This window comes from Streptomyces phaeolivaceus, from assembly GCF_009184865.1.
GTDB classification, from domain to species: Bacteria; Actinomycetota; Actinomycetes; order Streptomycetales; family Streptomycetaceae; genus Streptomyces; species Streptomyces phaeolivaceus.
On sequence record NZ_CP045096.1, the window covers coordinates 6,888,946 to 6,914,328 of the forward strand.

Here is a 25,383-nt window from a genome sequence, read left to right on the forward strand (position 1 = left end):
GGGCTCGACGGCGTGACTCTGTGGCACCGCTCTGGTGTCACAGCGTCACGTCACGTCATGCCGTCGCCCCGCGCACCGGCACCCCCATCACCTCCCTCGCGTGGCGGTTCGGGACCATGCCCAGGGTCCAGGCCCGCCAGCCGGTCTCCAGATTGATGCCGCGTTCCAGCAGAAGCTCGTACGCCTCGATGTACTCGGTGAGTTTCTCGTCGCGCAGGGGGTGCGCGGTGCGGGAGAGATGGGCCAGGTCCTCCTGGGCGACGGCGGTGCCGATCTCGACGCCTCCGGGGGCCGCGTAGGGGAGCAGGGTGCACTTCAGGAAGCGGGCCCAGTCCTCGCCGCGGCGGTCGCCGTAGGACGTGAAGAGGTGGGTCGCCTCCTCGCACAGGGCGAGGGCCTGCGGGGTGCGGGTGTTGCCCGCGTCGACGACCGCCAGTTCCAGGCAGGTCCAGGCCTCGCCGTGGGCGACGCCGATGCGCTGGAAGTCGGCGCGGGCGTCGACGAGGAGCTGACGGGCGAAGCCGGAGTTGCGCAGCGAGCCGGTCTGCACGGCCCGCTGGTCACGCGTGACACGGGCCGAGTGGTGGCGGGCGCAGGCCAGCCCGTAGACGTCCCGCATCCGGGAGAACATCGTCCGGGAGCGTTCCAGTTCACGGACCGCCTGGTCGAGGTTGCCGGTCTCCTCCAGCGCCTGGCCCAGGTAGTAGCCGGACCAGGCCTCGCCGCGGGCGTCCTCGTTGTCGCGGTGCCGGGAGACGGCCTGCCGCAGCCCGTCCACGGCGGCCGAGGGGTCGCCGGCGACCAGCCGGGCGCGGGCCAGCTGGGTCATGGACCAGGCCTGACCGCGGGCGTCGCGGGTACGGCCGAACAGGTCCAGGGCGGTGCGCAGTTCGGTCTCCGCCTGCTGTATCTCGCCCATGCGCAGCAGCAGTTGGCCCAGCTGGAAGTAGGCCCAGCCCTCGCCGTGCAGGGACTCCTGCTGGCGGTGGATGACCAGGGCGCGGGTCAGCAGGTCCAGGGAGTCGGCCAGATGGGAGCGGTCGCGCTCCACCGCCGCCAGGGCGTGCATGGTCCACGCGCGGTCGGCCGCCAGCCCGGGGACCGACTGCATCTGCAGCGCCTCCAGCAGCTTGGTCGCCGCCTCGGTCAGATTGCCCTGGTGGTGCAGGGTGATGCCCAGGGAGCACAGGGCGCGGGCGGCGCCCGCGTCGTGGTTGGTCTCCATGTAGAGGTCGACGACCGAGGCGAGCGTCGTACGGGCCTTGTCCAGCTCGCCCAGCTGACGGGCCGCGATACCCGTACGCCACTGGACCGAGCGGGTCAGCAGCCCCTGGTCCACCGACTGGGCCAGCTCGCTCAGCTCGCCCAGGCGGTAGAGGTCGCCGCGCAGCAGGCAGTAGTCGCACAGGGCGCCGAGGAGGCTCAGGACGGCCGCCTGGTTCACGCCCTCCGCGTGCCGGAGCGTGGAGGTGATGAAGCTGGTCTCGTCGTCCAGCCAGCGCAGCGCCTCCTCCAGCGACACGAAGCCGTGCTGGCCGAAGCGGTCCGAGCGGGTCGACATGTTGCCGTCGACCAGGCGCAGCACGGAGTCGGCGAGGTCGGCGTAGGTGACGATCAGCCGTTCCTGCGCGGCCGTGCGCTCGCGCTCCTCCTCCTCGTCGAGGAGCCGGGCGTGGGCGAAGGCGCGGACCAGGTCGTGCAGCCGGTAGCGGTTGCCGTGGACATGGTCGATCAGGCCGGCGCGGGCGAGCGCGGTGAGATGGCGGGTCGCCTCCGTCTCGTCGGTGGCGAGGAGGGAGGCCGCGGCGGCGGCGCCCAGGGAGGCGCGGCCCGCCAGCGCAAGCCGGCGCAACAGCCGGCGCGAGGGCTCCGACTGGTCGGTGTAGCGCAGCCACAGGGCCCGCTCGACCGGCTCGACCGGGCCGTACGCCCCCAGTTCCGTGGCCAGTTGACCCGGCGTACGCGGGCCGAGGGAGGAGCCGGCGATGCGCAGCGCGAGGGGCAGACCCCCGCACAGCTGCCGGATCCGGGCGACGGACTCGGTGTCGTACGAGCCGGAGCGCGCCCCCGGTGAAGAGGCCCCGGAGGCTGCCGCCGAGGACCCCGCGGCGCCCGTGGCCGCGCCCGTCGACGCCCGCGCGGACGAGGCCCCCGCCGACCCTGCCGACAGCACCGAGCCGTCCTGCGCGGCCGTGCTCAGCAGTTCGTGTGTACCGTCCCCGTCGAGCGCCTCGACCGGCAGCTGGTGGACCCAGGCCGGCAGGTCGGCGGGGAGGGCGAGCGGGGAGCGGGTGGTGACCAGGACGAGGCTGTCGGAGCGTTCGGGGACGAGGGCGCGGACCTGCTCGGGGTCGGAGGCGTCGTCCAGGACGATCGTCACCGGCACGGCGGCCAGATGCTGGTGGTACAGCTCGCTGAGCCGTTTGACCTGCTGGTCCTGGGAGGTGCGCTCACGGAAGAGGAGCTGGTCGCGGGGGGCGCCGAGACGATTCAGCAGATGCATCAGCGCGTCCCGGGTGGGCAGCGGGGTCTCCTCCGGGCTGTCGGCGCGCAGATCGACCACGCAGGCGCCCCGGAAGTAGTCCCGCAGCTGATGGGTCGCGCGCACCGCGAGAGCGGTACGGCCGGAGCCGGGCGCGCCGTGCAGCACGACGACGGTCGGCCGGGTCTCGGTCTCCGCGCGGGACGCCTGCACCCACTGCCGGATCTTCCCCAGCTCCGCCCGGCGGTCCGCGAACCGGTCGTCCGTCTCCGGGAGTTGGGTGAACGACTGCTCCAGCACGTTCCGCCGCCGGGCCGCCGCGCTCTTGTCGGCGCCGCGCAGCTGGGGCGCCTTCTTCTTCGCGGTGGACGCGTTCAGCACCCGTTGCTGGTCCAGGAACGGCCGTATCCCGCGCACCTCCAGCGCCGTCAGCCACTGCAGCCGCAGTTGTTCGGGGCCGCCGGGCTGGCCCAGGGCGCCCGCGCGGTGGTGGTTCGCGGGGACATGGGAGGCGGTCACCTTCAGGACGGTCGCCACGGCGCTCGCGACGCCGACGATCACACCGGTGCTCACGGCGGTGCCGGTGTCGACGCCGAAGGAGAGGTCGGCCACGACCGCCGTGCCGGCGGCGACGGCCGCGACCAGCAGGGGGGTTCCGGAGCCCTCCTTCGCGTAGCGCTGGCCGAAGGTGAGGCGGCCGGCCTCCGACTCGTCCAGTGCGCGGGTGTACGCCTCGTACTCCTCCGCGGCGTTCTGCGCCATCGTGTCCAGGGCGGCGCGGGCGCGGCCGAGCAGGACGACGCCGTCCGTACGACCGCCGGACCTGCGGACCTCGTCCTCGACCGCCCGCACCAACAGCCCTTCGGCGTCTGCCCGGTGGCTGTCCCGCATCACACGTCCCCCTTCGCCGAAACGGCTTTCCCCGGCCAGTGTGGAGCGATTGGGGCGCGTTAGCGAGAGGGCGTGGATCAGCCGGGGGGCGCATGCGCGGGCGCATTCGAGTTCATGACGGCCCATGGGTCCGCCTGACGCTTGCGAGTCCATGGCGCGCCACGGGATCTGCAACCAGCTAGGGGTGGCTCCGCCAGCTGTTCGGTCAACAGTCAGTAGATCGTGCTGCATTTGAGGAAAATAGATAACAAAGGTCTATTCATTCCGTAGCATCTGCCCTGAAACCGGAAGGAGTTGGCGTGCGCGAGGATCACACGACACTGGGCGGACTGGGGCTCAGCCAGGACGAACTGGTGATACTGGGACTGGACAAGCCTGCGACCGCCGAACCGGCCGGACTTGTGGACGCCTACCTGCGACGCAGTAACAAGACGGAAGACCTGACTACTCTCCGAGGGCACTTGCGAGACGTGGTGCGCTGGGCGCAGGCGAATGAACTCCAGGTCCGGCACGTCTGGTTCGAACAGCTCTCGGCGTCGAAGACCCATGTACGTCGGCGGGAGTTCGAGAAGGCCACGCAAGCCGTCATGGATGGCAAGGTGAAGACGCTCTGTGTGTGGAGGGCCGACCGTTTCGACCGACGTGGCATGGGGGCAGTGGGTCGAATCCTGGACGAGTTCGACCGTCGGCAAGCGCGGCTGGTGTCAGTTTCCGAGGGGCTCGACTCATCGCAGGGGGGACGTATCGTCTTCGCCATCCTGAGTGAACGCGCCAGGGACGAAGCGAAGGACATCGCGAAGCGGGTCAAGAGCGGCCATGACTCGCACAAGGCGGAAGGTCGACGTGGAACGGGTAGACCACCTTTCGGCCTCCGCAGTGAGCCGGGAAGTGGCAAGGTCGAACCTCACCCGGATGAGTACCCCACGGCTCGCAGGCTCGCCGACCTGATGCTCGACATGAAGACGACCAAGGACACAGCGCACAGGCTCAATGAGGAAGGACATCGCACCCGGAGCGGAGCCACGTGGTCGCCCACGGCGGTGAGCAAGCTCGCTCAGTCCCCGCTCTTCGCGGGCATGGTCCCGGTTCGGCGGCGCAAGACGGACGAAGACGGCAACCTCCTGGACAGATGGGAGGGGTACGGAGAACCTCTGCGTGACCACCAGGGCGAGATCGTCATGTGCGGCACGGGGGTGGTTGCCCCGGACGAGTGGTTCAAGATCAAGGCACTCATTGGTGAGCGGACCGATGAACGCTGGGCGAAGGGCAAGCCGGCAGCGAAGTACCTGGGGACGGGGAGCTACCGGTGCGGTCGGATGCGGGACAAGAAGGGCGTGGGGGAATTGGAGCCGTGCGGTGGCCCGATGAGCCACCGAGGGGGGCGTTACCGGTGTGAGGTTCGACAGACGCGTGGGAAGTCGGTTTGTCAAGGTGTCGTGACCCTCGCGGACCGCATCGACCACGCGGTTGGGCAAGCGTGGATCAAACACGTCACCGCCCTTGCGCCCGATTCCCCGGTCGTCATCGAGATGGCACGTCGATGGCTTGCCTTCGCGGATCCGGAGAGGCAAGCGAGGAAGGAAGAGGCTCTGAGGGCGCTTGAGGCTGCTCGTGAGCGCGTGAAGAAGCTCGAAGAGGACTTCTACGTCTACGGGAAGATGGACGAAGGTCGCTTCGACGTACTGAGCGACGGCCAACGTACCTTCATCGAGAGCACGACCGCCGCTTTGGAGACTCTGGACGCTGAGGCCGATCTCGCCCCGCTCTTGGGGATCGAGAATCTGCGGGAAACGTGGGAGGTGGCGGACACGGCGCACAAGCGCAGGCTGTTGCAGTGCGCTCTTGGGGAGAAGGCCATCACTGTCGGGCCAGCAGCCCGACGGGGGGATCACACGCCCATTCTTGAGCGGCTTGAGTTCGACTGGATCTCGTAGCAGCACGCGGTCGCCTCTGGTGGGCTGACTGTGTACGAGTGCATCTGGCGGTTGGGCCGCGGCGAGGGTTCCGTGGGGGACGTTCACACACCCTGGGGACTGGGAACTTCGACCACTGTCCTGGGGACGGCTGCCAGGCGCAGGCCGACCTTCACGAGTATCCAACCAAGTCGCGTACGCATGCCCTGGGGGCGCCGGACTTTGGCGGCGAGACGGTATGCGTCGGCTTCGGCACGTAATTCTGCTGCGCGGATTTGGTGCAGGGCGAGGTGGGTCTCGGGGTGCATCGGAGGCCTCTCAGTCCGTGTGCGTGGGGATGACGTGTGTGTGAACGCGCACCTGCTCCGTGTTTGGGGTGCTGTTGTCGGGAGAGGACGTGCGGTAGCTCTCCACGAGGTCGTGCATCTTGTTGATGAGTTCGAGGGCGAGGTCGGGAGTGAGGCTCAGCGTCCAGTCACTCATGTCCGAGGAGCGGTTCCACGCCTTGGACCAGTCGTCGCGCGTGCCGAGCCATGTCGCCAGCTCCTGGGTGTGATGGTTCGCGACCTCGTGCAGGAACAGGTCGGCGGCTCCGCGTACTTCGGGGTTCTGGTTCTTGAGCAGCGCCTCGTCGAAACGCACGCCCATATGGACCGCTCGCCACCACCGCTCCCGCCCCTTACCGTGCTCGGGAGCGTCCTCAACGAAGCCGTGCGAGGCGAGTTGGCGCAGGTGGTAGCTGGTGGCACCGCTGGACTCGCCCAGCTTTGACGCCAGTTGCGACGCGGTGGCCGGTCCGCCGTGCCGCAGTTCCTTCAGTAGCCGCATGCGCAGCGGATGTGCGAGCCCACGCAACGAGCGGGCGTCGAGACTGTGAACCTGTGGGCCCTGCTCCTCGTTCATACACGCAAAGATAGCTTTGCATAGAAAGTGTTGCAATGCTTTCTTTGCAAGTGGTCCTGTGTGGTGGGTCGAGCCCTGCGGGGCACGATGGAGTCACGGTCCACCGGCTGTGGTTCTGGCAGGGCTCCGTTGCGCGCCCTCCTCGTGGCATGTAGGCGGCGCCTTGCGGGGTGCGTAAGGATGAGGGCATGTCCAACCGACTCGCGCACGCCACATCCCCGTACCTCCTCCAGCATGCGGACAACCCGGTCGACTGGCGTCCGTGGGAGCCCGCTGCCTTCGAGGAGGCTCGGCGGCGTGATGTTCCCGTTTTCCTGAGCGTGGGATACAGCGCTTGCCACTGGTGTCACGTCATGGCGAAGGAGTCCTTCGAGGACGAGGGCACCGCCGCGTACCTGAACGAGCACTTCGTCAGCGTGAAGGTCGACCGTGAGGAGCGTCCTGATGTGGACGCTGTCTATATGGAGGCCGTGCAGGCCGCGACCGGCCAGGGCGGCTGGCCCATGTCGGTGTTCATGACGCCGGAGGGGGAACCGTTCTACTTCGGCACCTACTTCCCGCCCGGGCCTCGTCAGGGCATGCCGTCCTTCCGTCAGGTGCTCGAAGGCGTCCATCACGCGTGGTCGAGTCGGCGGCAAGAGGTGGCGGACGTGGCGGTGAAGATCACGAGGGATCTTGCTGAGCGTGCGCTGGGCGCCGGGTCTGACGGATTGCCCTCCGGGGAGACCCAGTCTCAGGCGCTCCTGCAGTTGACCCGGGACGTCGACTCCACGAGCGGCTGGTTCAAGGGGAACACCAAGTTCCCCCCGTCGATGGTGGTCGAATTCCTGTTGCGCCACCACGCGCGAACGGGTTCCGTGGCGGCGGGGGAAATGGCTGAAGGGCTGTGCGGCGCGATGGCGCGTTCGAGTCTGTACGACCAGGTTGGGGGCGGCTTTCACCGGTACGTCCTCCTGGCGCGCACCGATGGACCTCTGGTACCCCACTTCGAGAAGATGCTCTACGACAACGCCCTGCTCTGCCGGGTCTACGCCCACCTCTGGCGCGCCACCGGCTCCGAGCCGGCCCGCCGCGTGGCCCTGGAGACCGCCGACTTCATGGTCCGTGAACTGCGCACGAACGAGGGCGGGTTCGCCTCCGCGCTGGACGCCGACAGTGATGACGGGAGCGGTTCCGGCAGGCATGTCGAGGGCGCCTACTACGTCTGGACGCCCGAGCAGCTGACCGAGGTGCTCGGCGAGGAGGACGCACGGCTCGCCGCGCACTACTTCGGCGTCACGGAGGAGGGCACCTTCGAGGAGGGCGCGTCCGTGCTGCAACTGCCGCAGCACGAGGGCGTGTTCGACGCCGAGCGGATCGAGTCGGTCAAGGAGCGGCTGAACGCGGCCCGTTCGCGACGTCCCGCCCCCGGCCGGGACGACAAGGTGGTGGCCGCCTGGAACGGGCTCGCCGTCGCCGCGCTGGCCGAGACCGGCGCCTACTTCGACCGCCCCGACCTGGTGGACGCCGCCATCGCCGCCGCCGACCTCCTCGTACGGCTGCATCTGGACGAGAAGGCGCGGCTCGCGCGGACCAGCAAGGACGGGCGAGTGGGGGCCAACTCGGGGGTGCTGGAGGACTACGCGGACGTCGCCGAGGGGTTCCTGGCGCTGGCGTCGGTCACAGGGGAGGGGGTGTGGCTGGAGTTCGCCGGGTTCCTGCTCGACCATGTGCTCGCCCGGTTCGTGGACGAGGAGTCCGGGGCGCTCTACGACACGGCCGTGGACGCGGAGAAGCTGATCCGGCGCCCGCAGGATCCGACCGACAACGCCACGCCGTCCGGGTGGAGCGCGGCGGCGGGAGCGCTGCTGAGCTATGCCGCGCACACCGGCTCCGAGCCCCATCGGAGCGCCGCCGAGCGGGCGTTGGGCGTGGTGAAGGCGCTGGGGCCGCGTGCGCCGAGGTTCATCGGGTGGGGGCTCGCGACCGCCGAGGCGCTGCTCGACGGGCCGCGCGAGGTGGCGGTCGTCGGACCCGAGGGGCACCCGGGGACGGCGGAGTTGCATCGGGCGGCGCTGCTGGGGACCGCGCCGGGTGCGGTGGTGGCCGTCGGGCCCGCGGGCGGTGACGAGCTGCCGCTGCTGGCCGACCGTCCGCTCGTCGGCGGTGAACCGACCGCGTATGTCTGCCGTAATTTCACATGTGATGCTCCGACGACCGATATCGACCGGTTGCGTTCGACCCTCGGAACGGCTTCGTCCGGCTGAAAGTCGCCGGTCAGGGACCGGGGCAAGGGTGCACAACTGACCGGAAACGGCATGGTGTGTGGACACGTCCGATTAGATGTTCTACCGAACGGAAACACGCTTTTTATCGGAAGGGTCCCCAGGGTTCACAGTTTCCCCCTAGTCTCTCCACAGTGACGCGTCGGGAGTAACTCCCGCCGCGACAGGGGGTATTGGGATCCGGGGGGATCTATTTTGCTGACGTCTGTCTTCATAGCCGTCGTCTCGCTTGCCTTGTTCTGGATGGCGGCTTTCACCTTGTGGTGGCAGATGCACGCGTGGCGAACGCCCGAAGTGCTGGCCTCCACCCGCTTCAGCAGACCGGACGGCGACGAGCATGTGTCGTTCTCACTGCTGCTGCCGGCACGCCATGAACAGGCCGTGCTGGACCACACCATCCAACGACTGCTCGAATCCAGCCACGACGACTTCGAGATCATCGTGATCGTCGGGCACGACGACCCGGAGACCACCGAGGTGGCCCGCGCCGCCGAGGAGCGCGATCCGAGGGTCCGCGTGGTGGTCGACCACCACGAGAAGAAGAACAAGCCGAAGGCCATGAACACGGCGCTGCCGCACTGCCGCGGCGATGTCGTCGGGGTCTTCGACGCCGAGGACCAGGTCCATCCCGAGCTGCTCACCCATGTCGACCACGCCTTCCGCACCACCGGCGCGGACGTCGTCCAGGGCGGAGTGCAGCTGATCAACTTCCACTCCAGCTGGTACAGCCTGCGCAACTGCCTGGAGTACTTCTTCTGGTTCCGGTCCCGGCTGCATCTGCACGCCCAGAAGGGGTTCATCCCGCTCGGCGGGAACACCGTCTTCGTCCGCACCGACGTCCTGCGCACGGCCGACGGCTGGGACCCCAACTGCCTCGCCGAGGACTGCGACCTGGGCGTACGCCTGTCCAGCGTCGGCAAGAAGGTCGTCGTCGCCTACGACTCCGACATGGTGACCCGGGAGGAGACCCCCGGCAGCCTGATGTCCCTGATGAAGCAGCGCACCCGCTGGAACCAGGGCTTCCTCCAGGTCTACCGGAAGAAGGACTGGAAGCAACTGCCCGGCTTGCGGCAGCGGTTGCTGGCCCGCTACACCCTGATGACGCCGTATCTCCAGGCGATCTCCGGCGTGATCATCCCGCTCAACGTGGCCATCGCGCTCTTCCTCGACGTCCCCGTCGGCGTCGCCTTCATCACCTTCCTGCCGGCCGTCACCGCCCTCGTCACCTTCGTGTTCGAGCTGGTCGGACTGCACGACTTCGGCAAGCAGTACGGCCTGCGCGTCAGGTTCGTGCACTACGCCAAGCTCGTCGTGGGCGGCCCCTTCTATCAGGTGCTCCTCGCCTTCGCCGCCGTGCGCGCCGTCTGGCGTGAGCAACGCGGCCGCAACGACTGGGAGTTGACCAGTCACGTCGGCGCACATCTCGCGAACGTGAACCGAGAGGACGTTCCTGCGTGACCTCCACCCTTCCCGCGGCGACCAAGACGGAAGTCAAGGTCCCCGCGCAGCGGACAGCTGTGCCCGCGACCGGTTCGACCGGTCGAACAATCATGTCCCCTGTCACTCCGCCGACACCGAGCCGGCTGCGCGGATCGCGCCCCGACCTGCTGCTCTGCGGTCTCCTCCTTGTCGCGATCATGATCGTGCAGGGCTGGAACATCGCCGACTACCCGACCCTCAGCGACGACGAGGGCACCTACCTCGCCCAGGCCTGGGCCGTGCAGGAGGGCAGGGGACTCGCCCACTACACCTACTGGTACGACCACCCGCCGCTCGGCTGGATCCAGCTCGCCGTACTCACCTGGATCCCCGCCCAGCTCACCCCCGAGTCGATGACCGTCGGTTCGATGCGCGCGGTGATGCTGCTGATCAGCGCGATCAGCGCCGTCCTCGTCTACGTCCTCGGCCGCCGTCTCTCCCTGCCCCGCTGGGCCGCCGGCCTCGGCATGGCCCTCTTCGGGCTGTCGCCGCTGTCGGTGGTGCTCCAGCGGGAGATCTTCCTCGACAACATCGCGGTGATGTGGACGCTCCTCGCGTTCTGCCTCGCCGCCTCACCGAGCCGTCACCTCTGGCACCACTTCGGCGCCGGCCTCGCCGCCGCCGCGGCCGTGCTCACCAAGGAGACGATGCTCCTCGTCCTGCCCGCCGTGCTGCTCACCATGTGGCGGCACAGCCACCGCGACACCCGGAAGTTCGCCCTCACCGGCGCCCTCACCGCCTGCGTCCTGATCGGCGTCTCGTACCCGCTGTTCGCCCTGCTCAAGGGCGAGTTGCTGCCCGGCGCCGGGCATGTGTCGCTGTGGGACGGCATCGTCTACCAGATGAGCCGCCCCGGCTCCGGCTTCATCCTCACCGAGGGCACCGGCTCGTACGGCGTCCTGCAGTCCTGGCTCTACTACGACCGGGTGCTGCCGCTCGGCGGGCTCGCGGGCGCGCTGCTCCTGCTGGTGACCTGGCGCTGGTCGGTGACCGCGCGCGCCCTCGCCGGACCCGCGCTCGCCGTCGCGATACTCGCCGCGATGGCCCTGCGCCCCGGCTATCTGCCCGCCATGTACGTCCTCCAGGCGCTGCCCTTCCTCGCCCTCGTCCTCGCGGGCGGCACGGCCAGCGTCACCCACGGAGTGCTGCGCCGGTGGCGGAGCACGACCGAGAAGCGGGCCCTGACCTGGGCCCGGCACGGCGTGGCCGTCGCCCTGGCCGCCGCCGCGGCGGTGTACGTCGTGCCCCGCTGGTACGACGGCAACCACACCGCGATGACCTTCAACGCCAACGCGCCCTACCAGCAGGCCGCGAAGTGGCTCGGCAGTGAGATCGAGGACCCGGCGGGCACCCGGGTCCTCGTCGACGACGCGCTCTGGCTCGACCTCGTCCACGAGGGCTACAAGCCCGGACTCGGCGTCATCTGGTTCTACAAGGCCGACCTCGACCCGGCGGTGACGAAGACGATGCCACGCGGCTGGCGCGACCTCGACTACGTGGTCGCCTCCCCGACCGTACGGCGTGACGCGGTCGACCTGCCCAACGTCAAGGGCGCGATCGAGAACTCGACACCGGTCGCCACCTTCGGCACCGGCGAGGACCGCATCGAGATCCGCGAGATCGAGGCCGCTGGAGGCGACCGATGAACAGCGGAAGTCATGAGTCCACCGCGCCCGGGAAACTCGGCGATCCGGCCGCGCGCGGGGCGGAGGTCCCGGAACCCGGGGCCGTCACCATCGTCGTACCGACCTTCAACGAGTCCGCCAACGTACGGGAGTTGCTGCACCGGATCACCGAGACCGTCCCCGGGCGGCTGCCCTGCGAGGTCGTCTTCGTGGACGACTCCACCGACGACACCCCCGAGGTGATCGACAAGGCCGCGCAGGACTGCCCGTTCCCGGTGACCGTGCTGCACCGCGACGAACCCGTCGGCGGACTCGGCGGCGCGGTGGTCGAGGGCATCAAGGCCGCCACCTCCGACTGGATCGTCGTCATGGACGGCGACCTCCAGCACCCGCCGTCCCTCGTACCGGACCTGGTGGCGACCGGGGAGCGGTCGGCGGCGGGTCTGGTGGTCGCCTCCCGCTACATCAAGGGCGGCAGCCGCGCCGGACTCGCGGGCAGCTACCGGGTCGCCGTCTCACGCGGCGCGACCTGGCTCACCAAGTCCCTCTTCCCACGCCGGCTGCACGGCATCAGCGACCCGATGAGCGGCTTCTTCGCGATCCGCCGCAGCGCGGTCACCGCCGAGATCCTCCAGCCGCTCGGCTACAAGATCCTCCTCGAACTCGCCGTGCGCAGCCGCCCCCGGCGGGTCACGGAGGTGCCCTTCGTCTTCCAGGACCGGTACGCCGGCGAGTCCAAGTCGACCGCGCAGGAGGGCCTCAGGTTCCTGCGCCACCTCGTCGGACTGCGCACCGCGTCACCGCTGGCCCGCATGATGGTCTTCGGGCTGATCGGTGTCACCGGCTTCCTGCCGAACCTCGCGGGCCTGTACGCCCTCACCTCGGCCGGGATGCACTACGTCCCCGCCGAGATCCTCGCCAACCAGCTCGGGGTGCTCTGGAACTTCTTCCTCATCGAGCACCTCTGCTTCCGCGAGCGGCGCCAGTACCGCAAGGGTTGGGACCGCGTCGGCCGGTTCGCGTTGCTCGCCAACGCCGACCTGGTGCTGCGTATCCCGCTGATCGCCCTGTTCGTGGGCGAGTTCGGGATGGGCGCGCTGCCCGCGACCGCGCTCGCCCTGGTGACGACGTTCGTCCTGCGCTTCGTCGGGACCGAGGCGCTCGTCTATCTGCCCCGCACCAAGTCCCGCCGCGGGGAGCGCGGCGCGGAGAAGGGCGAGGCGAGGAAGGCAGCCGAGCAGGCAGCCGAACCGGCAAGGAGAGCCGCGTGAAGAACCACCTGATCAACCGCCTGACGGTCTGGGCAGGCCCCAGACCGAGACCCGGAGCGAGCCTCGGAGCGAGACCGAGACCGAGGGTCAGGCGCAGAACCGCCCTGCTGGCGGTCGGAGCCCTCGCCTCCGGCCTCCTCCTGGTCTCACCCCAGCCCGCGTCCGCCGCCAACCTCATCCAGAACCCCGGCTTCGAGACGGCCGGCGGTGACGACATGCCGTACTGCTGGGAGAAGTCGGGCTGGGGCGACAACGACTTCACCTTCACCACCACGTCCGACGCCCACACCGGCTCCAAGGCCATGAAGGTCGAGCTGACCCGCCGGGTCTCCGGCGACCGCAAGGCCCTGATCACCGAGTCGGCGGCCTGCGCGCCGTCGGTCGCGGTGGGCAAGCAGTACGACCTGTCCCTCTGGTACAAGTCGACGACCCCGGACACGTCCGTCACTGTCTTCCGGCACGACACCACGGCGGGCTGGCAGTACTGGACCGACCTCAAGACGCTGGAGATGGCCGGGAGTTGGACCGAGGCGACGGTCCGCACCCCCGAGATCCCGGCGGGCACCGACCGGATCACCTGGGGCGCCTCCGTCTACGGCACCGGCTCCCTCACCACCGACGACTACACGATGGACGTGGTCGCCGATCCCGTCCCCGAACCCGACTGCACGGGCACGGCGGACGAGTGCCTGAACGGCCGCTGGGACGTGCTGCCCACCCAGAACCCCGTCCGCTCCATGCACTCCGTCGTCCTCAACAACGGCAAGGTGCTGCTGATCGCCGGCTCCGGCAACAGCGAGCAGATGTTCGAGGCGGGCACGTTCACCTCGGCCGTGTACGACCCGGTGAACGGCACGTACAAGCAGATCCCCACGCCGGACGACATGTTCTGCGCGGGCCATGTCCAGCTGGACGACGGCCGGGTCCTCGTCATGAGCGGCAACAAGGCGTACCCGGCGGCCGACGGCTCGCACGGCTACGAGGGCTACAAGGACTCGTACATCTTCGACCCGGTGACCGAGACGTACGGCAAGACCAACGACATGAACGACGGCCACTGGTACCCGTCGGCGACGATCCTCGGCAACGGTGACGTCATCTCGTTCGGCGGTCTGCGCGAGGACTCCACGGGTTCGGTGACGGCCGAGCTGTGGTCGGACGCCGAGCAGCGGTGGCAGCCGCTGTGGAAGGTCAACCAGACCTGGTCGTACTGGGGTCTGTACCCGTCGATGATCCTGATGCAGGACGGCCGCCTCTTCTACTCCGGCAGCCATGTCTTCGGCAACAACATCCCCGGCACGGGTTCGGCTATCTACGACTACGACGCCAACACGGTCACGCAGATCCCGGGCCTGCAGAACAAGGACCAGCGCGACCAGTCCGCGAGCGTGCTGCTGCCGCCCGCCCAGGACCAGAAGGTCCTGACGATCGGCGGCGGCAACATCGAGTCCAACCCCGAGGCGAACCGCCTCACCGACGTCATCGACCTCAAGGCCGCGAACCCGGCGTACGTCGCCGGCCCGCCGATCCCGCAGGGCACGGTGGACCTGGGCAACGGGAAGGTCGCCCAGACCGGGAACCAGGGCAAGATGTACGTCTCCGCGGTGCTGCTGCCCGACGGCAAGGTCCTGGAGACCGGCGGCGCCCTGCACAACCGCGCCGACCCGGTGTACGAGACGTCGCTCTACGACCCGGCGACGAACACGTTCGACCCGGTGGCGACGGACCCGGAGGAGCGCGGCTACCACTCCTCGGCGTTCCTGCTCCCCGACGGCCGTGTCATGACCACGGGCGACAACCCGGGCAACGGCTCCTGGAACCACGACGTGTCGATCTACACCCCGCCGTATCTGCTGAAGGGCGCGCGTCCTGACATCACCTCGGTGATCGACAAGGAGTGGGTGTACGGCGACACGCAACGCATCACGGTGGACCGCCCGATCGCGAAGGCGGAACTGATCCGCCCCGCGGCCGTGACCCACTCCTCCGACCCCAACCAGCGCTTCGTGGACCTGCCGTTGTCGGTCGACGGCAACAACGTCGACCTGAATGTGACGAGCAACCCCAACCTGGCCCCGCCCGGCTGGTACATGCTCTTCGCGGTCGACGCCAACGGCATCCCGTCGGTGGCGGAATGGGTCCACCTCCAGGGCCCCTCCGCCCTCGCCGAAGCCTCCGGCGAGGCCCCCTCGGCCCACGTCCACGAGTTCGCCGAGTCCCCGAAGGGCAAGACCACGGGCCCGGCGAAGAAGACCAAGTCGAAGAAGGTCAGCCCGACGATCTCCGGCTGCGACCGCCACTACGGCACGGCCAACGTCTGCGTCCCGACGGCCTTCCCGGCGGAGGTCAAGAACACGACCGCTGCCCGCTGCGAGTGGCTGAAGGAGAACGACTACGGCCGCCTGAAGGTCAACGGCAAGGACGACCCGCTGAAGCTGGACCGGGACCGCGATGGTGTGGCTTGCGGGAAAGGGGATGTGAGGCGCGGCTGACGCCTGCGACGCCTGCGGGTGGGCGCGCTTGATGTGCGCTTGGTGTGCGCTTGATGTGGCCCCGTATCCGGTGGTTGTCCGCCGGGTGCGGGGCTGTGTCGGTCACGCGCGCCCGACGATGCGCGCGACGCTGGGCGAGGCTTGAACGGGCCGGCGACAGTCAGGCGCGTTCGGGGGCGGAGGCTGGCTGTCGAGGGCGCGGCAGAGGGCGGCGTGCAGGTGCTCGGCTTCGGCGAGGGTGAGGGTCAGCTCGGTGTCCGCCGGGTCTCCGCCGGTACGAGTCACCCGTAGCGGTACGGCGAGACGGTCGTCGCCGGTACGCCGTACCGGCCGCTCGGGGGTGCGCTCGATGGTCCAGCTCATGGCGTTGCCTCGCCCTTCCCGATGCGGCCGATGCGGGCGAGGCGGTACGTGCCCCACAGCTGCCGCCCTTCACCGCACCCGTCCTGGGCCTTGGGGCGGCCCTTGCAGCCATGGGCGCACTTGCGGGTGTGCTCGAACCAGAGCCGGTAGGCGCGAAGCATGGGGATCTCGACGCGCCGGGCGACGGCCTGGACCTGTCCCTGTTCCCGTTCCCGTCCCGGTCCCCGTCCCGGTCCCCGTCCCGGTCCCTGTCCCTGTTCTCCGGTCATCAGCTCGCCTCCGCGAACTTCGGTGCCTGCCTGACCTGTTGGCGTACCTCGGGAGTCAGGATGTACGCGCCGACGAGGGTGCTGGCGATGTCCTCGGCGGTGATGTCCGGCAGTTCGGTGCGGGGCCACGGACATCGGGTTCGCGTTCGGCCCCTGCGACGCCGAGCGCTGGCGAGGAAGGCGGCCCACATCTCGGGGGAGGGGTGGGGGAGGGTCAGGTCTGGGGCGGGGGTCGGTGCGGTGTCGGATTCGTGGGCCGCGCCGTCGTCTTCAGGCTGAGGCGTCCTGAAGATTACGGCCCTCACCCGTACGAGTGCCCGTGAGAGAAGGTGCATCGTCGGTCTCCTTGTCAGGTCGGATCGGCCATGCCCCGGGACCGAGCGGGCGATTGCCGGGGTCTGCCATGCCCGTTGCGGGCGGGACGGCGGCCCAAGAAAGAGACTGGACCGGTGGACCGGTCCAGTCAAGCGAAACGCCAGTTTCCCTACCTCATGGGGTAGTTGTCGACCTGCTCGAACACATGAGAGGCCGTCACGCCTTCTTCGCAGACGAGCGGTCGATGGTCCTGGTCAAAGGCCACGTGCAGTACGACGGCGACCGCGGCCGGCTGCTCCACTTCGAGCAACCGGGCCTCATCGCTGTCGGCCAGCCGCACCGTCGTCGTGTCAGTCCCCTCCACCGGGATACGGCCTGTCTCGCGCCGCACGTAGTGCGTGGTCCCCTCGGCGATGGGCCCCTTCAGAGCCAGACGCGGGGCGGCGTCGGCAATGGCTGCCGGAAACCAGGCAGTCACGAGCGTGTGAGGGGAGCCGTCGTCGAGCAACACGAGCCGGATTCTCCGCAGCGCTTCCTCGCCCGACTCCAATTCCAGCGCAGCCGCGACGTGGGGCGGCGGCACCGTACGGTCGGGGACACCGACGCGCCGGTACGGGGCGCCACCTGTGACTCGGGTGGAGTCGGCCCGGCGGCCACCGGCGGGCCGGGCGACGGGGGTCTCGGCGACGACGAACCCAGCACCCTGCCGAGCACTGACAAGACCGTCGTTGCGCAGAACGTCGTACGCCTTGACGACGGTGGCTCTGGACACGCCCCACTGCTCGGCCAGATCACGGCCGGACGGAAGCAAGTCCCCGGGGTCGAACTCGCCGTTCGCGATCCGAGTGCGTAGATCCTCGGCGATCTGCTCGTACTTCAGCTGCGGCATGGGTCTCGTATCCGATCACTGGACTGGTCCACCGGTTCGCCACCAGAATGCCCGTATGACAAGCCCTGAGGTAGTGCCGGAGATCGTGAGGTTCTACACGGAGACGATCGACGAGTCCGACCGGCTGTCCACGACGGCGGACGGACACCTGGAACTGATCCGCACCCAGGAGTTGCTACGCCGCCATCTGCCGCCCCCGCCCGCCCGCATCCTCGACGTCGGCGGCGGCCCCGGCGCGCACGCCCGCTGGCTGGTGGCCGACGGCTACGAAGTCCACGTCATCGACCCGATCCCCCGTCACTTGCCCCAGGCCGAACGGGTGGGTGCCACAGCGGAGTTGGGTGACGCTCGCCACCTCACAGCCCCGGACGCCTCGTACGACGTCGTCCTCCTCCTCGGCCCCCTGTACCACCTCCCCGACCGCACCGACCGCGACCGGGCCCTCGCCGAAGCCCACCGCGTCCTCAATCCGGGAGGCCTCCTCGCAGCGGCCGGCATCAACCGCTACGCCTCCCTCTTCGAACACACCGCCTTCGCCCACCTCCACAAGGAGCCCCTGCGCGACAGCATCACCAACATCCTCGCCACCCAGATCCACGACGGCAAAAGGGCATTCACGAAGGCGTACTTCCACAGCGGCGCCCAACTGCTCGAAGAGGCGGTCACTGCCGGGTTCGCCACCACCCAGGTCTACGGTGTCGAGGGACCGGCTTGGTCTCTCCTGGCCGCCACCGAACGTCACACTGGTGAGTCCCTTGCCGACTCCCCTTTGTTCGAGTCGGTCCTGACGGCAGCGCGGCTGGCGGAGCCGCACCCGGAGCTACTGGCAGCGAGTTCCCATCTGTTGGTGGTCGGCCATCGGGCTGTGTATCCAGCGACCTGCCACACAGACGTGAATGGGAGCTCGTCGTGGCGAGCGGGGCATCATTGACCTGGAGCGACACGGCCAAATGCCGTGCTCCGTACTGGCTCAGCTCGTTATGGCTGTCCAAGCAGGGCGTGACCCAAGCTCGGTGGCAGAAGTTAGCAGTTCATAACTACCGTGCCGCATTGCAGAGTTCCTCTGCATTTGGGCAGTTCACATGACACGCTTACGTTGCAAAGCGGTGAGCGAATCAAGGGAAGGTGACCCGCTCAATGATCGATCACCCTAGCCCGACCATCAGTGTCCTCACTCTGTGCGCAGCAATCGGAGCTTTCGCTGCCTGCGTCGTGGCGCTCAGAACAGCTTCGCGTAGTGCGAAATCCGCCCGCCAGGCGGCGGAGGTGGCTCAAGCGGCGCTTCAGGTTGCGCAGGTGTCCAACTCGAAGTCGGCCATCCGTGGACGCAAGGACCTTCAGAAGGACCTTCAGGACGTGGAGTGAGGGATCGGCACGTAACCCTGAGCTTTGCCCAGCGTTGTACTGGGTGTGAGCACATCTGCCAACGACGTCACTGCGGTCGCCACTGTGGCGGCAGTCATTGTGGCGTGCATCGCCATCTGGTACACGCGTCGACAGGCCAAGTACACGAAACGCGCTCTTGAGTTGACGGAACTCGCGCGGCGCATTGTCGAAGTGGAGTCCATGGGCGGGGAGGAGTACGTATTGCGCAACGTTAGTGGCGAAACGTTGCGCGAGCTTTCGTTGCTGTCTGAAAACCTACCTGGACCGGTGGTTCCTGATCTCATCCGTCGAACATTGCTGCCGGGTGAGGGGGTACGTTTTTCCATTCAAGGAGTATCCGCGTCGAACTATCCGTTCCAGGTTTGGGTGACGGTTGCGGACTCATCCAAAATGGCCGTGGCCTGTCCACGTCCGACCTGACGGGCATGCAGTTCGGCTTGGAGAAGCGGCTATTGCGGGGAGTGCACGGGGCTTGAGACGCGGTTCGTAGGTGTCAGCACAACTACAGCAGCCAGCCCCGCATCACCTCGTACGCATTCTCAGCGCCTCCCGCACGATCGCCTCCAGCTGTTCGTGGTGGGCGCCTTTCCAGTACGCCCGGCCGCAGTCGCCGCACTGTGCGAACACGTCGTACGACCGCTCCGTCCCGCCCTCCAAGCGGTCCGCGACCTCTTCCTTCGTCGCCGGCCTGAGGGGGCCGTTGCAGGCGGTGCAGCGGGTCCAGGGGTGGAGGGCGGGGGCGAATCGGGCGAGGACGTCTCGGAGTTGTTCCGATGGGTGTGTGCTGTAGATGTAGGCGCCCGCCCACAGTTCCCGTCGGCGCAGCAGGCCTCGGTCGCGGCTGAGCATTACCCGTTGTTCGGTGGCGGAGAGCGTTGCCAGGGCCGGGTCGCCGAGGTCGGTGGACTCGTAGGCCGCGTCGACGCCCAGGAGGCGTAGGCGGCGGGCCAGGGTGCCCAGGTGGACGTCGAGGAGGAAGCGGAGAGGGGCGCCGGGGATGTGTTGGGGGCGGGGCATCGGACGTACGGTCACCGACTCGCCGTTCGTCGGGATGTGAGAGACCCGGACCTCGCGGCCGTCCACCAGCAGCGCGCCCACCTCCGTCAGAGGGACGCCCAGGGACTCCACGACGTGGCCCAGTGTCGAGACGCCGTCCGTGGCCAGGGGGGTCGTGCGGCCTCGGCGGGTGTGGGGGACGAACAGGGCCAGTTCGGGGGCGACTTCGATGTGGATCTCGACGGGTTTCACCTGGTCAGGATGGCATGGGGGAGGCGGGCGGGCTCAGGGGTTTTCCGGGGTGAGGCCCTGTTGGAGGGTGGTCAGGGTGCGGTCGACGAGGGTGGTCAGGTCGTCGCGGTGGTCGTTCTCCGCCCAGTACAGGGATGTCTCCATCAGGCCGCCCATCAGGGACATCGCCCAGACCCGGACCTCCAGGCTGTCCGGGTCGCGGCCGGTGCGTTCGGCGATCGCCGTGCAGAGCATGCGGCCGGTGACCGACATGCTCTCCATCATGCGGGAGCGGACGGCCGGGACCTGGACCATCAGATGGGTCCGCAGGCGGGCCACCTCCATGTCCTCCTCGACGCCCGTGCGGACGGCCTCGCGCATGACGTGGCGGATGCTGTCCGGCCAGGGTTCGTCCGCCGGGCGGGACCGCAGTTCCTCCAGGAGGATCGGGTCGTACTCGTCGGTGAGGACGATGTCCTCCTTGGTCGGGAAGTAGCGGAAGACGGTCGACGGGGACACCTCCGCCCGGTCGGCGATCTGCTCGATCGTCGTGGCGTCGTAGCCCTGCTCCCGGACCAGCGCGTAGGTCGCGGCGCGGATCGCCTCGCGCGTCTTGATCTTCTTCCGCTCCCGCAGTCCCAGCGGAGAGGGGGAGGAAGAGGGGGAGGAAGAGGGGGAGGAAGAGGGGGAGGAAGAGGGGGAGGGGGAGGGGGAGGGGGAAGAGTTGGTGGGGGTGGTGGGGTGTGCGGCCGTCATGGGGTCATTGTCGGGCATCGGCCGGGGAGGTGGCCAGGTCAGGGCCCGTGCTCCGCCCGCTTCCGGCGCCGCCCTCGCCACCCGTGTCCCCGTCCGTCGGCGCGCTCGGCAGGAACGCCGCCGCCAGTAGTGCCGCCACCAGGGACGCGCCGCCGCAGACCAGCAGGACCACGCCCATGCCGTGGACGTACGAGGAGTTCGCGGAGGTGAGGAGGGCGTCCGCGCCCGTGCGTTCGGCGATCAGGTGTGCCGCCACCACCGAGTCCCCGGCGGTGTCGGCCGCCGCCTTCGGCAGGCCGGTGACGTCGAGGCGGTCCCGGAGCACGCCCGCGAGCAGGCTGCCGAGCAGGGCGATGCCGATCGCGCTGCCCACCTGGCGCAGCGTCATCAGCAGCCCCGAGCCGCTGCCGGCCCGGTCCGTGGGCAGGGTGCCCAGCGCGTCGGACATCGCGGGCACGATCGCCAGCCCGAACCCGGCCCCGGCCAGCGACAGCCACAGCGCCGTGAAGCCGTAGCCGGAGTCGACCGTCGTACGGCTGCCGAGGAGCGCGGCGAAGGCCAGCACCACCAGGCCCGCGCTCACCACCGACCGGGCGCCGAGCCGTGCGACGAGTGGCTGCGCGGTCCGCGCGCCGACCAGCAGGCCGCCCATCAGCGGCAGGAGTCGTACGCCTGTGCCCAGGGCGTCGTGGCCGAGGACGGCCTGGAGGTAGGGCGGCAGGACGAAGAGCAGGCCGGACAGGACGAACATGACGAGGGTCGCGGCGAGGGTGTTGAAGAGGAAGCCGCGCTGGGCCAGCAGGCCCATGTCGAGCATGGGACGCGCGGACCGTCGTTCGCGGAGCACCAGCGCGGTGATGAGTACACCGGCCGCCGCGAACATGGCCAGGACCAGCGGGTCGGCCCAGCCTCGGGTGGGCGCCTCGATGATCGCGTAGATGAGGGAGCCGAGGCCCGCCGCGGTGAGCGCGGTGGAGACGGCGTCGACGCGGGGGGAGGCGGGGTCGCGGGTCTCGGGGAGGAGGAAGACGCAGGCGGCGATGCCGAGGGCCGCCATCGGCACGTTGATCAGGAACACCGAGCCCCACCAGTAGTGGTTGAGGAGCCAGCCGCCGATGATCGGGCCGAGCGGCAGGCCCAGCATGGAGCCCGCCGAGACGATGCCGACCGCCTTGGTGCGCTCGGCCGGGGTGAAGAGCGAGGGCAGGACGGAGAGGGCCAGAGGGGTGACCAGCGCGGCGCCTATCCCCATGACGGCGCGGGCCGCGACCACCGCGTTCACGTCCCCGGCCAGCGCGCCCACGACCGAGCCGGCCAGGAAGATCCCCAGCCCGACGATCAGCATCAGCCGCCTGCCGAAGCGGTCGCCGAGCAGTCCGGCCGGGAGCATCAGCGCCGCGAAGACGACGATGTACGCGTCCGCCATCCACTGCTGCTCACCGGTGGTGGCGCCCAGTTCCCCGGCCATGGTCGGCAGCGCCACGTTGAGGATCGTCATGTCGAAGCCGAGCGTCAGCATGCTCGCGACGAGGGCGCCGAGGGCCCACCAGCGGCGGGGGTCGGGCCGGGCCTGTGAAGGGTCGACAGCAGTACTAGTGACAGTGTCCATGAAATGAGAGTAGCTCTCAAAAGGTGGTGAATGTCAATTGTGAGGGTCGATCGATTCCGTGGGCGGGGGCGGGGCGGGGCGGAGGCGGGTACGCGAAAGTGGCCGCGGCTTGATAGCCACGGCCACTTCGTGAGGCGCTGCGTCGGGTCGCCCCGGGGGTTCCGGTCGTCCTGGGGGTTCCGGTCGTCCCGGAGGGTTACGCGTGCTGGTACGCCACCATCGAGATCCCCACGTAGTGCACGACGAACGCGGCGAGGGTGAAGGAGTGGAAGACCTCGTGGAAGCCGAACCAGCGCGGTGACGGATCGGGGCGCTTGAGGCCGTAGATGACGCCGCCGACGCTGTAGAGGAGACCGCCGACGATCACCAGGACGAGGACGGCGATGCCGCCGGTGCGCATGAAGTCGGGCAGGAAGAAGACGGCCGCCCAGCCCATCGCGATGTAGCAGGGGGTGTAGAGCCAGCGCGGCGCGCCGACCCAGAAGACCCGGAAGGCGATACCGGCGACCGCCGCTCCCCAGATGCCCCAGAGCAGCCACTGACCCTTGGCGCCCGGCAGGAGCAGCATGGTGAGCGGGGTGTAGGAGCCCGCGATGATCAGGAAGATATTGGCGTGATCCAGTCGGCGCAGGATGCCGTCCATGCGCGGCGTCCAGGTGCCCCGGTGGTACAGCGCGCTCACACCGAACAGCAGGCAGGCCGTGAGGGCGAAGATCCCGCAGGCGATACGTCCGCGGGTGGAGTCCGCGAGGGCGGTGAGCACCAGGCCGGCCACGAGAACGGCCGGGAACATGCCGAGATGCAGCCAGCCCCGGAGTTTGGGCTTGATCTCGTCAGTGATCTGGTGGATCTCATCGGTGATCTGGTGGGCGATCTGATGAGGCAGGGATCGCGTGTCGGAATCGCGGCCGTCGGCCGGCGTCTCCGTGTGTGCATCGGGGACGGGCGCTGTCATGCCTTGCATCGTACCTACGGAGCCGTAACTTACGGGACCGTGCGGGCTGTTCGCGCTCCCACAAGTGGCCATCCTCTCACGCGGGGCTCGCGGGCGGATGCCGACGGCGTTGTTCGCGCGCACATCCGGATACCCGCGGTGAAGCGGTGGTGACGGAAGGAGGGCGGAAGGAGGGCGGAAGGAGGGCGGAAGGAGGGCGGAAGGAAGGCGGAAGGAAGGCGGAAGCAAACCTGCCGGGTGAAAACCGGTGAGTGGCGATGGTCACGATGCTCACGTGTGAGGCCCTCTGGACATATGGGCACTCCCGTCGGATGATCAAATGAGTGCGGTCGGCACCGGATGAGCGCCCATAGATCGATTCCGTGATCGAATCCGTGAAGCATCCGGGTCGCAGCCCCCACGGGGCCTCCAACATAAAATCCCTCATTTAGGAGCAATCGTGGCGCGCGACATCGCGGCTCCCCCTTCAACCGTCCCGACCACCCACCGAGAACTCGTGGCGTGGGTGAACGAGATCGCCGAACTGACCGAGCCGGACAACGTGGTCTGGTGCGATGGATCCGAGGCCGAGTACGAGCGCCTGTGCGGGGAGCTCGTCGAGAAGGGCACCTTCCGGAAGCTCGACCCGATCAAGCGCCCGAACTCCTACTACGCCGCGTCCGACCCGACCGATGTCGCCCGGGTCGAGGACCGCACCTTCATCTGCTCGGAGAAGGAGGAGGACGCGGGCCCCACCAACCACTGGAAGGCCCCCGCGGAGATGCGGGAGATCTTCCAGGGCGAGGACGGCGAGAAGGGCGGCCTGTTCCGCGGGTCGATGCGCGGGCGCACGATGTACGTCGTGCCGTTCTGCATGGGCCCGCTCGGCTCGCCGCTCTCCGCCATCGGCGTCGAGATCACGGACTCCGCGTACGTCGCCGTCTCCATGCGCACGATGACCCGTATGGGACAGCCGGTGCTGGACGAACTCGGCTCCGAGGGCTTCTTCGTGAAGGCCGTGCACACGCTGGGTGCGCCCCTCGCCGAGGGCGAGGCGGACGTCCCGTGGCCGTGCAACTCCACCAAGTACATCTCCCACTTCCCCGAGAGCCGCGAGATCTGGTCGTACGGCTCCGGGTACGGCGGCAACGCGCTGCTCGGCAAGAAGTGCTACGCGCTGCGGATCGCGTCGGTCATGGCGCGCGACGAGGGCTGGCTCGCCGAGCACATGCTGATCCTCAAACTGACGCCGCCGCAGGGCGAGTCGAAGTACGTGGCGGCGGCCTTCCCGTCGGCCTGCGGCAAGACGAACCTCGCGATGCTGGAGCCGACGATCTCCGGCTGGACCGTCGAGACCATCGGCGACGACATCGCGTGGATGCGCTTCGGCGAGGACGGACAGCTCTACGCCATCAATCCCGAGGCCGGGTTCTTCGGTGTCGCGCCCGGCACCGGTGAGCACACCAACGCCAACGCGATGAAGACGCTGTGGGGCAACTCCGTCTTCACCAACGTGGCGCTGACGGACGACGGCGACGTGTGGTGGGAGGGGATGACGGAGGAGACTCCGGCGCACCTCACCGACTGGAAGGGCAACGACTGGACGCCGTCGTCCTCGGACACGCCCGCCGCCCACCCCAACGCCCGCTTCACGGTGCCCGCGTCGCAGTGCCCGATCATCGCGCCCGAGTGGGAGAACCCCAAGGGGGTGCCGATCTCGGCGATCCTGTTCGGCGGGCGTCGCGCCACGGCCGTACCGCTGGTGACCGAGTCCTTCGACTGGAACCACGGGGTGTTCCTGGGCGCGAACGTGGCGTCCGAGAAGACCGCGGCGGCCGAGGGCAAGGTCGGTGAGCTGCGCCGCGACCCGTTCGCGATGCTGCCCTTCTGCGGCTACAACATGGGCGACTACATGGGCCACTGGGTCGATGTCGCCAAGGGCAAGGACCAGGCGAAGCTGCCGAAGATCTACTACGTCAACTGGTTCCGGAAGAACGACGCGGGCAAGTTCGTGTGGCCCGGGTTCGGCGAGAACAGCCGGGTCCTGAAGTGGATCGTGGACCGGCTGGACGGCAAGGCGGACGGGGTGGAGACGGCGATCGGCATCCTGCCGGCGCCGGGGGCGCTCGACACGGAGGGGCTGGACCTGTCCTCCGCCGACCTCGACTTCCTGCTGACCGTGGACAAGGAGGTGTGGCGGGAGGAGGCGGCGCTTGTTCCCGAACACCTCAACACCTTCGGTGATCACACGCCGAAGGAGCTGTGGGACGAGTACCGGGCGTTGGTGAGTCGCCTGGGCTGACGCCCTGCGTTTG

20 protein-coding genes are annotated in these 25,383 nt (G+C 68.9%); 9 read left to right on the plus strand and 11 right to left on the minus strand.

The annotated features are described in order from the left end of the window. Positions 1-55: 55 nt before the first annotated feature. On the minus strand, positions 56-3,373 hold the full coding sequence (locus tag F9278_RS31960; RefSeq protein WP_152171394.1) for a tetratricopeptide repeat protein: 3,318 nt from the start codon (positions 3,371-3,373) through the stop codon (positions 56-58). A gap of 299 nt (positions 3,374-3,672) precedes the next feature. Between F9278_RS31960 and F9278_RS31965 the strand changes: the two genes are divergently transcribed. Then, complete coding sequence (locus F9278_RS31965) at positions 3,673-5,307, plus strand: recombinase family protein (protein WP_152171395.1); 1,635 nt, start codon at positions 3,673-3,675, stop codon at positions 5,305-5,307. An 83-nt stretch (positions 5,308-5,390) separates the two neighbouring features. Here the strand turns inward: F9278_RS31965 and F9278_RS47545 are convergent, their stop codons facing one another. After that, positions 5,391-5,594 carry a hypothetical protein gene (locus F9278_RS47545; protein WP_152171396.1) on the minus strand — a complete coding sequence of 68 codons (204 nt, stop codon included), beginning with the start codon at positions 5,592-5,594 and terminating at the stop codon, positions 5,391-5,393. Between the two features lie 10 nt (positions 5,595-5,604). Next, positions 5,605-6,189 carry an ArsR/SmtB family transcription factor gene (locus F9278_RS31975; RefSeq protein ID WP_152171397.1) on the minus strand — a complete coding sequence of 195 codons (585 nt, stop codon included), beginning with the start codon at positions 6,187-6,189 and terminating at the stop codon, positions 5,605-5,607. A 188-nt stretch (positions 6,190-6,377) separates the two neighbouring features. On the opposite strand from F9278_RS31975, the gene F9278_RS31980 reads away from it, so the two are divergent. From F9278_RS31980 to F9278_RS32000, 5 genes are all read left to right on the plus strand, one after another. Continuing rightward, positions 6,378-8,435, plus strand: a complete 2,058-nt coding sequence (locus F9278_RS31980; RefSeq protein WP_193241719.1) for a thioredoxin domain-containing protein — start codon at positions 6,378-6,380, stop codon at positions 8,433-8,435. 213 nt (positions 8,436-8,648) lie between these two features. Beyond that, the gene (locus F9278_RS31985) at positions 8,649-9,911 is read left to right on the plus strand and encodes a glycosyltransferase (protein WP_152171399.1); all 1,263 of its coding nucleotides are present in this window, start codon (positions 8,649-8,651) and stop codon (positions 9,909-9,911) included. Next, a complete protein-coding gene (locus tag F9278_RS31990) occupies positions 9,908-11,578 on the plus strand; it encodes an ArnT family glycosyltransferase (RefSeq protein ID WP_152171400.1) in 1,671 nt (556 codons plus the stop codon). The genes F9278_RS31985 and F9278_RS31990 overlap by 4 nt, the downstream gene beginning before the upstream one ends. Next, positions 11,575-12,828, plus strand: coding sequence for a glycosyltransferase (locus F9278_RS31995; RefSeq protein WP_152171401.1), 1,254 nt, complete (start codon positions 11,575-11,577; stop codon positions 12,826-12,828). The genes F9278_RS31990 and F9278_RS31995 overlap by 4 nt, the downstream gene beginning before the upstream one ends. Beyond that, entirely contained in the window at positions 12,825-15,320 is a 2,496-nt protein-coding gene (locus F9278_RS32000; protein ID WP_152171402.1) for a galactose oxidase-like domain-containing protein, read from the plus strand. Before F9278_RS31995 ends, F9278_RS32000 begins: the two co-directional genes overlap by 4 nt. A 102-nt stretch (positions 15,321-15,422) precedes the next feature. Here F9278_RS32000 and F9278_RS32005 read toward each other — a convergent pair whose 3' ends face one another. From F9278_RS32005 to F9278_RS32020, 4 genes are all read right to left on the minus strand, one after another. Beyond that, on the minus strand, positions 15,423-15,683 hold the full coding sequence (locus F9278_RS32005; RefSeq protein ID WP_152171403.1) for a hypothetical protein: 261 nt from the start codon (positions 15,681-15,683) through the stop codon (positions 15,423-15,425). Then, entirely contained in the window at positions 15,680-15,952 is a 273-nt protein-coding gene (locus tag F9278_RS32010; RefSeq protein ID WP_152171404.1) for a hypothetical protein, read from the minus strand. The genes F9278_RS32005 and F9278_RS32010 overlap by 4 nt, the downstream gene beginning before the upstream one ends. Next, positions 15,952-16,287 (minus strand): hypothetical protein, encoded by a 336-nt coding sequence (locus F9278_RS47550; RefSeq protein WP_226967049.1) that lies wholly within the window; start codon positions 16,285-16,287, stop codon positions 15,952-15,954. Before F9278_RS47550 ends, F9278_RS32010 begins: the two co-directional genes overlap by 1 nt. 149 nt (positions 16,288-16,436) lie before the next feature. Beyond that, positions 16,437-17,156 (minus strand): GntR family transcriptional regulator, encoded by a 720-nt coding sequence (locus tag F9278_RS32020; RefSeq protein ID WP_152171405.1) that lies wholly within the window; start codon positions 17,154-17,156, stop codon positions 16,437-16,439. A 55-nt stretch (positions 17,157-17,211) separates the two neighbouring features. On the opposite strand from F9278_RS32020, the gene F9278_RS32025 reads away from it, so the two are divergent. Together F9278_RS32025 and F9278_RS32030 are read left to right on the plus strand one after the other, a co-directional pair. After that, a complete protein-coding gene (locus F9278_RS32025; RefSeq protein WP_152171406.1) occupies positions 17,212-18,087 on the plus strand; it encodes a class I SAM-dependent methyltransferase in 876 nt (291 codons plus the stop codon). Positions 18,088-18,566: 479 nt separating this feature from the next. Next, positions 18,567-18,962 carry a hypothetical protein gene (locus tag F9278_RS32030; protein WP_152171407.1) on the plus strand — a complete coding sequence of 132 codons (396 nt, stop codon included), beginning with the start codon at positions 18,567-18,569 and terminating at the stop codon, positions 18,960-18,962. Positions 18,963-19,064: 102 nt separating this feature from the next. Here the strand turns inward: F9278_RS32030 and F9278_RS32035 are convergent, their stop codons facing one another. From F9278_RS32035 to trhA, 4 genes are all read right to left on the minus strand, one after another. Then, on the minus strand, positions 19,065-19,790 hold the full coding sequence (locus F9278_RS32035; RefSeq protein ID WP_152171408.1) for a Mut7-C RNAse domain-containing protein: 726 nt from the start codon (positions 19,788-19,790) through the stop codon (positions 19,065-19,067). Positions 19,791-19,823: 33 nt separating this feature from the next. Next, complete coding sequence (locus tag F9278_RS32040; protein WP_193241720.1) at positions 19,824-20,525, minus strand: TetR/AcrR family transcriptional regulator; 702 nt, start codon at positions 20,523-20,525, stop codon at positions 19,824-19,826. Between the two features lie 4 nt (positions 20,526-20,529). Beyond that, a complete protein-coding gene (locus F9278_RS32050) occupies positions 20,530-22,134 on the minus strand; it encodes a DHA2 family efflux MFS transporter permease subunit (protein WP_152171409.1) in 1,605 nt (534 codons plus the stop codon). Between the two features lie 196 nt (positions 22,135-22,330). Next, the gene (gene trhA / locus F9278_RS32055) at positions 22,331-23,089 is read right to left on the minus strand and encodes a PAQR family membrane homeostasis protein TrhA (protein ID WP_152171410.1); all 759 of its coding nucleotides are present in this window, start codon (positions 23,087-23,089) and stop codon (positions 22,331-22,333) included. A 439-nt stretch (positions 23,090-23,528) separates the two neighbouring features. On the opposite strand from trhA, the gene F9278_RS32060 reads away from it, so the two are divergent. Then, positions 23,529-25,370 (plus strand): phosphoenolpyruvate carboxykinase (GTP), encoded by a 1,842-nt coding sequence (locus tag F9278_RS32060; protein ID WP_152171411.1) that lies wholly within the window; start codon positions 23,529-23,531, stop codon positions 25,368-25,370. The last annotated feature ends 13 nt before the right edge of the window (positions 25,371-25,383 follow it).